Source organism: Amycolatopsis sp. lyj-109 (assembly GCF_046548995.1).
In the GTDB taxonomy this organism is placed as follows: Bacteria; Actinomycetota; Actinomycetes; order Mycobacteriales; family Pseudonocardiaceae; genus Amycolatopsis.
Genome location: NZ_JAJPWR010000001.1, coordinates 73,669 through 83,497 on the forward strand (window position 1 = coordinate 73,669; position 9,829 = coordinate 83,497).

Genomic DNA, 9,829 nt, shown 5'->3' on the forward strand with positions numbered 1-9,829 from the left:
CATGAGTGTCGAATTCGAGATCTCCGGGGTCGGCATCGCCGAGCTCGCGGAGCGTTACGGCACCCCGCTCTTCGTCTACGACGGCGACGAACTGGGTGGCCGGCTGCTGGGGCTGCGTGAACAGCTGCACCCGCGGCTGGAGATCTTCTACTCGCTGAAGTCCAATCCGAACATCTCGGTGTGTGCCCTGCTGCACGCCCACGGCGCGCGGGCCGAGGTGTCGTCGATGGCCGAGCTGATCACCGCGCGGCGGGCCGGGGTCGCCGGCGAGGACATCATCTTCCTCGGTCCGGGCAAAAGCACCTCGGAACTGGCCGCCTGCCTGGACGAAGGCGTCTACACCGTCGTCTGCGAGTCGTTCGGGGAACTGAAGATCCTCGACGGCCTCGCGCGGGAACGCGGGATCGAAGCGCGGGTCGCGCTGCGGGTGAACCCGAGTTTCGCGGTCAAGGGCTCGGGTCTCACCATGGGCGGCAAGCCGCGCCAGTTCGGCATCGACGAAGAGCAGCTGCTCGCCGCCACCGACCTCGTGGACCGGCACCCGAACCTGCGGGTGATGGGCGTGCAGGTCTACATGGGCACCCGGATCCTCGACGAGGAGCCGATCGTCGAGAACACGCGGCGCATCTTCGAACTCGCCGAGCGCGTGTCGCGGCAGCTCGGGTTCCCGCTCGAAATGGTCGACGTCGGCGGCGGCCTCGGGGTCGCCTACTTCGACGGCGAGCGGGACCTCGACCGCGATCTGCTCGCCTCGATGCTCAACCCGGTGATCGACGAGTTCGCGCAGCGGCACCCGGCGACGCGGCTGGTCATGGAGCTCGGCCGGTACCTGGCCGCCACGGCCGGGACCTACGTCGTGCGCGTCCGCTACACCAAGACCTCGCTGGGGCAGAACTTCGCCGTCGCCGACGGCGGGACGAACCACCACATGGCCGCCGTCGGGATCGGCTCCTACGTCAAGCGCGACTTCCCGATCCGGCTGCTCAACCGCATCGACGAGCCCGCCACCGAAACCTGGCAGATCACCGGGCCGCTGTGCACGCCCAACGACGTCCTCGCCAAGAAGGCCGCGCTGCCGGCGGTGCGCCCCGGCGACCTGATCGGCGTCACGCGCTCCGGCGCCTACGGTCCGACGGCGTCCCCGGTGCTGTTCCTCAGCCACGGCTATCCGGCCGAGGTCATCGTCCACTGTGGACGTCACTACCTCGTCAGCGAGCGGGACGAGCCCGCGGACCTGTTGCGCCGTCAGCACCTGCACGAGTTCGCCGCGCCGGTCACCGTGGGCGCGGAGCGCTAGGCGATGTACCGCGCGTCCGCGACCACCCTGTCCTCCGCGCCCTCGCCGGGCCTGCAGCCGTTGCCGCTGCGCCTGGCGCTGGCGATCCGGCGCGAGTTCGGTCCCGGGGACCGCGAAATCGACGTTCCCGAGCTGCACCGGTACTTCGCCGACCTCAGCCGGGGGCACGAGATCGGCTTCCGGCCCGACCGGGTGACGCGGGCGCGCGGCAACCCCTTCCTCGCGATGGCGCGCGAGCTGCTCGCCGGACAGCTGTCCGGCGAGCGGATCGACCTGGCGATCGTCGCCCACTCGGCGCCCGAGTTCGACCCCCGGCTGTCGGCGCCGGTGAACCTCACCGCCGTGCTCCCCGGCAACCCGCTGGTGTTTTCCCTGTCGGGACAGGGAAGCCTGGCCCCGTTCACCGCCCTGCGGATCGCCGGCTCCTACGTCCGGCGCCACGGGTTCCGGCGCGCCCTGGTCCTGATCATGGACCAGGGCGTCACGCCGTACGACACGCCGGATCGCCTCGGCGATGCCGCCACGGCGTTGCTGTTCGAGGCCGGCGGGCGCCGGACGGTCCGCGTCGGCTACGAAGCCGACGTGGCGCCGGAAGCCTTTCCGGAGTTCGAGCCGGCGGAGACGGTCGTCGTCGGTCCCGGGCTCGCCCGGTTCCGGCCGGACGCCATCGTCGCGCCGCCCGGGTTCCCGTGCACCGGGCTCTGGGCGCCGCTCGCGGATGGCGCCGCCGGTCCGGTGCTGCTGGCCGACTACGAGCCGCTTCGCCGTGCGCTGGGGATCTGCGTGGTGGCCGGGTCCGATTGACGTCGCCCTAAGATGAGGGTGGTCGTGGTCGGGCTCGAAGCGGGGGACGGACAAGTGCGCGTGGTCATCGGAGAAGACCAGTTCCTGCTCAGGGACGGTCTGGTGCGGCTGCTCGAGGCGCACGAATTCGAGGTCAGCGCGGCGGTGGACAACGGGCCGGACCTGCTGGAAGCGATGCTGCGCGAACGGCCGGACATCGCGATCGTCGACATCCGGCTGCCGCCGTCGTTCACCGACGAAGGCCTGCGCGCCGCGATCGAAGCACGGCGCCGGATCCAGGGCTTCCCGGTACTCGTCCTGTCGCAGTACGTGGAACGGCTGTATGCCGACGAACTCCTCGCGGACGGCGAGGGCTCGGTCGGCTATCTGCTCAAGGACCGCGTGTTCCACGGCGACCAGTTCGTCGACGCCGTCCGCCAGGTCGCCCTCGGAGGCACGGTGATGGACCCGGACGTGGTGACCCGGCTGCTGACGCACAACACCCGCGACGACCGCCTGGAACGGCTCACGCCCCGGGAACGCGAGGTGCTCAAGCTGATGGCCGAAGGCCGGTCCAACAGCAACATCGCGGCCGAGCTGGTGGTTTCCGAGAAGGCCGTTTCCAAGCACATCAACAACATCCTCGCCAAGCTGAACCTGCCGCAGTCGGAGGACGCCAACCGGCGCGTCCTGGCCGTGCTGGCCTACCTGAAGCACTGAGTCGCGTAGGCCGTCGTGAGTGGTAATTCGGGTTCTAACCCGAATTACCACTCACGACGAGCTGCGGCAGACTGCTCACTCGAGGCCGCAGGGGATCTCGATCGTCACCATGGTGGGGCCGCCGAGCGGGCTGAGGATCGTGATGAAGCCGTCGAGCGGGGCGAGCCGCTTCTCGATGCCGCGCAGTCCCGTGCCGCCCTCGGTGTTCGCGCCGCCGCCGCCGTGGTCGCTGACGTTGATCACCAGCCGGCCGGACTCGTAGTGGACGTTGATCGCGCCGCTGTGCGCCCCCGAGTGCTTCATCGCGTTGTTCAGCAGTTCCGACACCGAGAAGTACGCGGCGGTTTCGACCGCCAGTGACGGCCGGCCGGGCAGGTCGATGGTCGTCTCGATGCGCAGCGGGTTTTCGATGGCCAGCGTGCGGATCGCGTCCGCGATGCCGCGGTCGACCAGCACCGGCGGCTGGATGCCGCGGACGAGGTCGCGCAGCTGCTGCAACGCCTTGGCCGAACTGTTCTTCGCCTCGTCCATCAACGAGCGGGCCGCTTCGGGGTGGGAATCGAGCACGCGCATGGCGGCGTCGAGCGTCATCCCCATCGCGACGAGGTGGGTCTGCGCGCCGTCGTGCAGGTCGCGTTCGATGCGGCGCAGCTCGGTCGCCTGCGAACCCACGGCGTCGTCCCGGCTTTCCGCCAGGTGCTGCACGCGGTTGGTCAGCCGGGTCACCTCGGTCGGTGACAGCAGGCCCGCCGCGAGCTTCGCGTGCAGCCTGAGCAGGTGCGGTGCGCTCCACAGCGCGAGCGGGAAGTGCGCCAGGCCGAGGATGGCGGCGAACCAGGCCGTCGGCTGGTCGTCCACCGGGAGCACGACGTACCAGCTGCCGAGCCAGTCGGCCGCCTCGGACCCGACCAGGAACGGCATCGCGAGCCCGCGGAGCCCGTGCGCGACCAGGAGGAGCGGGGTGAGCGTGAGCAGGATGCCGAACGAGCTGTCCACCAGCAGCCACAGCGCGTCGCGCCAGTTCGCGCGGTCGCCGAGCAGGTGGTGGCAGCGGCGCAACGCCGAGCTCCCGGCCGGCTCCGGCAGGTACGGGGAGGCGATCCGCACGCCCGACCACGCTGCCGCCGACGCGCGGACCCGGTCGGTCAGCGAGCGCATCAGCAGCACGGCCGGGGGCAGCATGAACAGCCCCACACCCACGCCGATCAGCGAGCCGGCGGTGACCACGACGACGAACATCACGAGTTCGGTCACCGCCACCACGGCGAGCGCGCCGCCGCGCAGGGTCGCCAGTCCGCCGTCGCGCAGCAGCGAGCGCGTCATCGTGGCGACCGGGCTTCCGCTAGTCATGGCGCCCATTATGCGCAGGTGGAGCCGTTCTCCGCGGTAGTGCTAACCCCCGCAAACTTCCGCTCCCTAGCACCCTCGGAAATCGGCCCGCGCCTTCGTAACGTCATCGCGGTAAAGATCGGACGAAGCGAAGTTGCCGCAGGGGAGCCGCAGATGTACCACCAAGACGACACGGTCGAAGTCGTGCGGCTGCTGTCCGTACGCAAGGCGTACGGCAAGGACCGGGCCCAGGTCCTGGCCCTGGACAACGTGACGGCGGGCTTCACCGCCGGCACCTTCACCGCGGTGATGGGACCGTCGGGTTCGGGCAAGAGCACGCTGCTGCACTGCGCGGCCGGCCTGGACAAGCCGACGTCCGGCTCGGTCGTGCTGGGCGGCACCGATCTCAGCGTGATGCGCGAGGTCGAGTTGACCCGGTTGCGGCGCGACCGGATCGGGTTCGTGTTCCAGGCCTTCAACCTGCTGCCCGCGCTCGACGTCGAGCAGAACGTGACGCTGCCACTGCGGCTGGCGGGACGCCGGGCGGACCCGGCCCTCGTGCGCCGCGTCATCGACCAGGTCGGCCTCGGCAAGCGGCGGCACCACCGGCCCGCGGAACTCTCCGGCGGGCAGCAGCAGCGGGTGGCGATCGCGCGTGCCCTCGTCACCCACCCCGAGGTGATCTTCGCCGACGAGCCGACCGGCGCGCTCGACACGCGGTCGGCCCAGGAAGTGCTTTCCCTGCTGCGCGAAGCGAAGAGCGTGTCGCGGCAGACGATCGTGATGGTCACCCACGACCCGGTCGCCGCCTCCTACGCCGACCGCGTGCTCTTCCTCGCCGACGGCCGCGTCGTCGACGAGCTGCACCAGCCGAACCCGGAAGAGGTGGCCCGGCGGATGACCAACCTCGTCGCCCGCACCGAGCAGCGGCCGCAGGAAGGCCCCTGGCTGAGCGAGCTGACGCGCTGATGCTGACCCTCGTCGTTCGCACCCTGCGCTACCGCACCGGTGGTTTCATCGCCACCCTCGTCTCGGTGTTCGTCGGCACCGCCGTCATGCTCGCCTGCGGCGGCCTGATGGAAACCGGCATCCGGACCGTCATCCCGCCGCAGCGTCTGGCCGCCGCGCCGATCGTGGTGGCCGGCAACCAGTCCTACGACCTGCCCACGGTCGGCCACGGCGAGGACGCCTACCACGAGACCGCGACGCTGTCCGAGCGCGTCCGGCTCGGCGAAGGCCTCGCGGGCACGATCAGCGGGGTGCCCGGCGTCGCCCACGTGGTCCCCGACGTCTCCTTCCACGCCGAGGTGCTCGGCGACTCCGGCGGTCCGTCGGTGCCCGGCACGCAGGCCGGCCACAGCTGGGTCTCCGCGGAACTGGCGCCCTACCGGCTGACTGAAGGCACGGCACCGATCCGCGAGGGCGAAGTCGTGCTCGATTCCGCCACCGCCGCCCGGATCGGCGCGCACGCCGGCGGGAAGACCGACATCGCCGTCCGCGGGGGCGTCCACTCCTACCTGGTCACCGGGATCGCCGACGCCGGCCGCCGGATGGCCTCCGACGCGGTGTTCTTCTCGCCCGCCGAGGCCTCCGGGCTGCGGTCCGCGGCCGGGCAGGTGGACGCGTTCGGTGTCCAGCTCGCCCCCGGTGCCGACGTCGGCGCCGTCAGCGCGCAGATCGCCACCGCGGTGCGCGACCAGCGCGCGGTGACGCTGACCGGCGACGCCCGCGGCTCGGCCGAGTTCGCCAAGGCCGCCGGCGACGGCGAGCTGCTGATCATCCTCGCGGCCGTGTTCGGCGGCCTCGCGGCGCAGGTCGCCATGTTCGTCGTCGCGAGCACCCTGACGCTTTCGGTGCAGCAGCGCCGCCGTGAGGTGGCCATGCTGCGGGCGATCGGCGCAACCCCGCGTCAGCTGAGCCGGATGATCACCGGCGAGGCGATGATCATCGGTGCCCTGGGCACCGCACTGGCGATCTTCCCCGGCGTGCTGCTCGGCGACTGGCTCTTCGGGCGGCTGACCGGGTTCGGCGTCATCCAGCCGGTCCTCAAGTTCGAGCAGGGCTTCTACCCGGTCGTCGCCGCGGCGATCGTGGGCCTGAGCTCGGCGTGGGGTGCCGCGTTCGTCGCCGCCCGGTACGCGGGCCGCACGCGACCCGTCGAAGCCATGCGGGAGACGGCGATCCCCACCCGCTGGCTGACCCCGACGCGGCTGTGGCTCGGCGTGTCGAGCCTGATCGGCGCGGCGGCCCTGGCCTACCTGACGATCACCGTGGTCGACGGCCCCCTGGCCGCGAGTACCGCCGGCCCGGCCGTCACCCTGGTGGCGACCGCCGTCGCACTGTTCGCCCCCGGCCTCACGAAGCTGTTCGTCGCGGTGCTGCGCCGGCCGATCCGCGCGTTCGGCGGCCTGCCCGGCTACCTGGCCTCGCTGAACGCGCGGGCGCGCTGGATGCCGATGGCCGGGGCGGTCACACCGATCATGCTGGCCACCGGGCTCGCGATCTTCATGCTGTACTTCCAGACCACGGAGGTGGCGGTCGCGGAGAAGCAGTACTCCGACTCGCTGCTCGCCGACGCCGTCGTGACGTCGGCGACCGGTGACCTGCCACCCGACCTGGTCGCCAAGGTGCAGCGGACGCCCGGCGTCGCCGGCGCCACGGCGTTCGTGACCAGCAAGGGGTACAACGAAAAACCCTCGGACGCGACACAGGACGAGGACGGCGTGGACCTCACCGGCGTCTCGGCGGACGGCGTGGCGAAGGCGTGGGGGAGCATCGTCGCGAGCGGCAAGCTCGACGCCCTGCACGGGGACACGATCGCCCTGCCCGCGGACTTGGCGCAGCGGCTGGGCGTCGGGGTCGGTGCCAAGATCGCCATGCGGCTGGGCGACGGGTCCCGGGTCACCCTGGACGTCGTCGCGACCCTGCGGACCACGGCGGCCTCGGCCTCCGCATTGATGCCGGCCGACACCCTCTCCCCGCACACCGCCGCCGGCGCGGCCGACCGGATCCTCGTCATGGCACAACCCGGGACGGCGGAAGGCGATCTGCTCGCATCGCTGCGCAGCCAGGTCGGCGACGTCGACGGCGTGCAGGTGGCCGGCCGGGAGGCGCTCACCAAGGCGTTCCTGGCGGAAGTCCAGGCCAATGCCTGGGTCAACTACCTGATCGTCGGGCTGCTCCTCGTGTACGCCGCGATCTCCATGGTGAACACGCTGGTGATGGCGACGGCGGACCGGCGGCGGGAATTCGGGCTGCAGCGGCTCATCGGGTCGACGCGGGGGCAGGTGATGCGCATGATGGCCGTGGAAGCGGGGATCGTGGCCGCCATCGGTGTCCTCCTCGGCACGCTCGTCGCGGCGTCGATGCTGGTGCCCTTCAGCGCGGCCGTTTCGGACAGCCTCGTCCCCTCCGGTCCTTTGTGGATATACCTGGTGATACTCGGGCTGGCCGTCGTGCTGACGGTGGTGGCCACCTGTGCGCCCACGTGGTTCACGTTGCGCACCAGGCCGTCGCCTTCGACGCTCGCCCCTGAATAGGTGACCTCGGGCCGGCCGTGGACCCCCAGCCCACGGCGCTGACGACTCTCCCCCAGATTGTCAGCGCGCGGTCAGCCCGAGGTCACCGCTCCGGCATAGCGTCGGGGCGTGAACACCGAAGAGAACGCCGGGCGCTGGGACGCCATCGTGGTCGGCTCCGGGATCGGCGGCCTCGTCTGCGCCGGATACCTGGTGGCGAGCGGGATGCGCGTGCTCGTGCTCGAACAGCACGACGTCGCGGGCGGCAACAGCCACGTGTTCCGCCGGCGGCGCGCCTACCAGTTCGACGTGGGGGTGCACTACCTCGGCGACTGCGGGCCGGACGGCCTGCTGCCGAGGGTCCTCTCGGGCCTCGGCCTCGCCGACCGGGTGCGCTTCCACCCCATGGACCCCGACGGGTTCGACCGGATCGTCCTGCCCAGCGTCACCGTGGACGTGCCGACCGGCTGGGACCGCTACGCCGACCGGCTGCGGGCCGCGCTGCCCGCCGAGGCGGCCGCCATCACCCGCTACATCGAGGTGTGCGCGGCCGTCGCGCGGGCCTGCCGCCAGTCCGCGTTCGCCGCGGGCCCGGCGGGGAAGGTGCCGGCCGTGATGCTGCGCTGGAGCCGCCGGACACTGGCGCAGTTGTTCGACCACTGCGGGCTTTCGCCCCGGGCGCGCACGATCCTGGCCGCCCAGTCCGGCAACTACGGGTCCGCCCCGGCCGGCACGCTCGTCGTGGCGCACACGATGATGCTCGACGACTACCTGCGCGGTGCCTACTACCCGGAGGGCGGCGGGCAGGTGATCGCCGCGTCGTTCGTCGAGCTCCTGGAGTCGCACGGCGGCACGCTGCTCACCCGCACGCGCGTCGATCGGATCCTGATCGAGCACGGCAAGGTGACCGGCGTCCGGCTGACCGACGGCACGGTGCACCACGCGCCGGTCGTCGTGTCCAATGCGGACTACCGCCGCACCGTGCTGGAACTGTGCGACGGCCGGGAAAACCTGCCCGAGCCCGTGGTGGAGCGCGCGGAGACGGCGACGATGCGCCTGCCGCTGGCCGTCTGCTACGTCGCGCTCGACCGGGAACTCCCGCTCCCCAGCGCGAACATCTGGTACTGGCCCGGCGAAGACGTCGACGCGGCCTACGCCCAGGTGGAGGCGGGCCGGCTCGACGAGCTGCCGTTCGCCTTCCTGTCCTTCGCTTCCCTGAAGGACCCGGTGCCGGGCTCGGCTTGCCCGCCGGGGCACATGAACTTCCAGATCATGACCGCCTGCCCGCCCGGGTACGCGCACTGGGGGCTCGCGGACGGGCCGGCGAACGGGGCCCGGTACCGGCGTGACCCCGGCTATCTCGGTGCGAAGAACCGGCTGACCGAACAGATGCTGGACCTGGCCGAGGCCGCGATCGGGCCGTTCCGCAAGCACCTCGTGCACGCCGAGACGTCGACGCCGCTGACGCAGGAGCGCTACACCCTTTCCACCGGGGGAAGCGCGTACGGCCTGCACACCTGGGGCCGGGTCGGGCAACGGCCCGATATCGATTCGGGTGTCGGCGGTCTCTACCTGACGGGCCAGAGCATCTTGCACGGTGGCGGAATCGTCGGCGTGGCGACCGGGGGCGCGTTGTGCGCCTCGACGATCCTCGGCCGGCCGGTGCTCGCGGACAGGCCCGCCGGGGTGCTGGGGAATCCCGAGCTGCTCCCCGAACGCGAGCCCGGCTGGGACCCGCTGCGCACGTCCCGGGGGTTGCGGCGGCGCGAGGCCCGCGGGCTCGCCCTGCTCGACCGGGTCGTGGCGGGATAAGGAAAGCACCACCGGAAACAAAGAACTCGAGGCCCCGTTCCGGGCCTTTGGGTAAGTGCTGCTGTCTTCACGAAGGGAATGGTGAGCGAAGTGACGGAAACCGTGGCTGGATCGACGGAGGTCCTGGACGACCGCGTCGTCGCGGGGATCTGCGCCGCGCTGGAGTCCGTGCTGGAAGCGGAGGTGACCGACCTCGGCCCGGAGACCCGGCTCGCGGACGCCGGCCTGGACTCCACCGGCGTGCTGGAACTGCTGATGCAGCTGGAAGAAGCGCTGGGCATCGAATTCGACGCCGAAAACCTCGAAATGAGCCACTTCGAGTCGGTGGGATCGCTGGCCCGGTTCGTTTCGGCTGAAATGGCCGCCTGAG

8 protein-coding genes are annotated in these 9,829 nt (G+C 71.3%); 7 read left to right on the forward strand and 1 reads right to left on the reverse strand.

From position 1 onward, the window contains the following. Position 1: 1 nt before the first annotated feature. From ACLJQF_RS00325 to ACLJQF_RS00335, 3 genes are read left to right on the forward strand one after another with little or no spacing between them, the layout of a single operon-like run. Positions 2 to 1,297 (forward strand): type III PLP-dependent enzyme, encoded by a 1,296-nt coding sequence (locus ACLJQF_RS00325; protein WP_410606150.1) that lies wholly within the window; start codon positions 2 to 4, stop codon positions 1,295 to 1,297. Between the two features lie 3 nt (positions 1,298 to 1,300). Further along, positions 1,301 to 2,101 (forward strand): hypothetical protein, encoded by an 801-nt coding sequence (locus ACLJQF_RS00330; protein WP_410606151.1) that lies wholly within the window; start codon positions 1,301 to 1,303, stop codon positions 2,099 to 2,101. A gap of 54 nt (positions 2,102 to 2,155) precedes the next feature. Further along, complete coding sequence (locus ACLJQF_RS00335) at positions 2,156 to 2,800, forward strand: LuxR C-terminal-related transcriptional regulator (RefSeq protein ID WP_410606794.1); 645 nt, start codon at positions 2,156 to 2,158, stop codon at positions 2,798 to 2,800. 75 nt (positions 2,801 to 2,875) lie between these two features. Here ACLJQF_RS00335 and ACLJQF_RS00340 read toward each other — a convergent pair whose 3' ends face one another. Next, positions 2,876 to 4,150, reverse strand: a complete 1,275-nt coding sequence (locus ACLJQF_RS00340; protein WP_410606152.1) for a sensor histidine kinase — start codon at positions 4,148 to 4,150, stop codon at positions 2,876 to 2,878. 153 nt (positions 4,151 to 4,303) lie between these two features. Here ACLJQF_RS00340 and ACLJQF_RS00345 point away from each other — a divergent pair, with 153 nt between their 5' ends. From ACLJQF_RS00345 to ACLJQF_RS00360, 4 genes are all read left to right on the forward strand, one after another. Then, positions 4,304 to 5,098 carry an ABC transporter ATP-binding protein gene (locus ACLJQF_RS00345; protein WP_410606153.1) on the forward strand — a complete coding sequence of 265 codons (795 nt, stop codon included), beginning with the start codon at positions 4,304 to 4,306 and terminating at the stop codon, positions 5,096 to 5,098. Continuing rightward, positions 5,098 to 7,668, forward strand: a complete 2,571-nt coding sequence (locus ACLJQF_RS00350; protein WP_410606154.1) for an FtsX-like permease family protein — start codon at positions 5,098 to 5,100, stop codon at positions 7,666 to 7,668. The genes ACLJQF_RS00345 and ACLJQF_RS00350 overlap by 1 nt, the downstream gene beginning before the upstream one ends. 108 nt (positions 7,669 to 7,776) lie before the next feature. Beyond that, a complete protein-coding gene (locus ACLJQF_RS00355) occupies positions 7,777 to 9,459 on the forward strand; it encodes a phytoene desaturase family protein (RefSeq protein ID WP_410606155.1) in 1,683 nt (560 codons plus the stop codon). Positions 9,460 to 9,549: 90 nt separating this feature from the next. After that, positions 9,550 to 9,828: an acyl carrier protein gene (locus ACLJQF_RS00360; RefSeq protein ID WP_410606156.1), complete on the forward strand. Its 279-nt coding sequence runs from the start codon at positions 9,550 to 9,552 to the stop codon at positions 9,826 to 9,828. The last annotated feature ends 1 nt before the right edge of the window (position 9,829 follow it).

Excerpts from the sequence above, each read along its gene's own strand:
- ACLJQF_RS00330 (WP_410606151.1), top strand. The coding sequence starts at position 1,301 with ATGTACCGCGCGTCCGCGACCACCCTGTCCTCCGCGCCCTCGCCGGGC.
- ACLJQF_RS00340 (WP_410606152.1), bottom strand. The coding sequence starts at position 4,150 with ATGACTAGCGGAAGCCCGGTCGCCACGATGACGCGCTCGCTGCTGCGC.
- ACLJQF_RS00350 (WP_410606154.1), top strand. The coding sequence starts at position 5,098 with ATGCTGACCCTCGTCGTTCGCACCCTGCGCTACCGCACCGGTGGTTTC.
- ACLJQF_RS00325 (WP_410606150.1), top strand. The coding sequence starts at position 2 with ATGAGTGTCGAATTCGAGATCTCCGGGGTCGGCATCGCCGAGCTCGCG.
- ACLJQF_RS00345 (WP_410606153.1), top strand. The coding sequence starts at position 4,304 with ATGTACCACCAAGACGACACGGTCGAAGTCGTGCGGCTGCTGTCCGTA.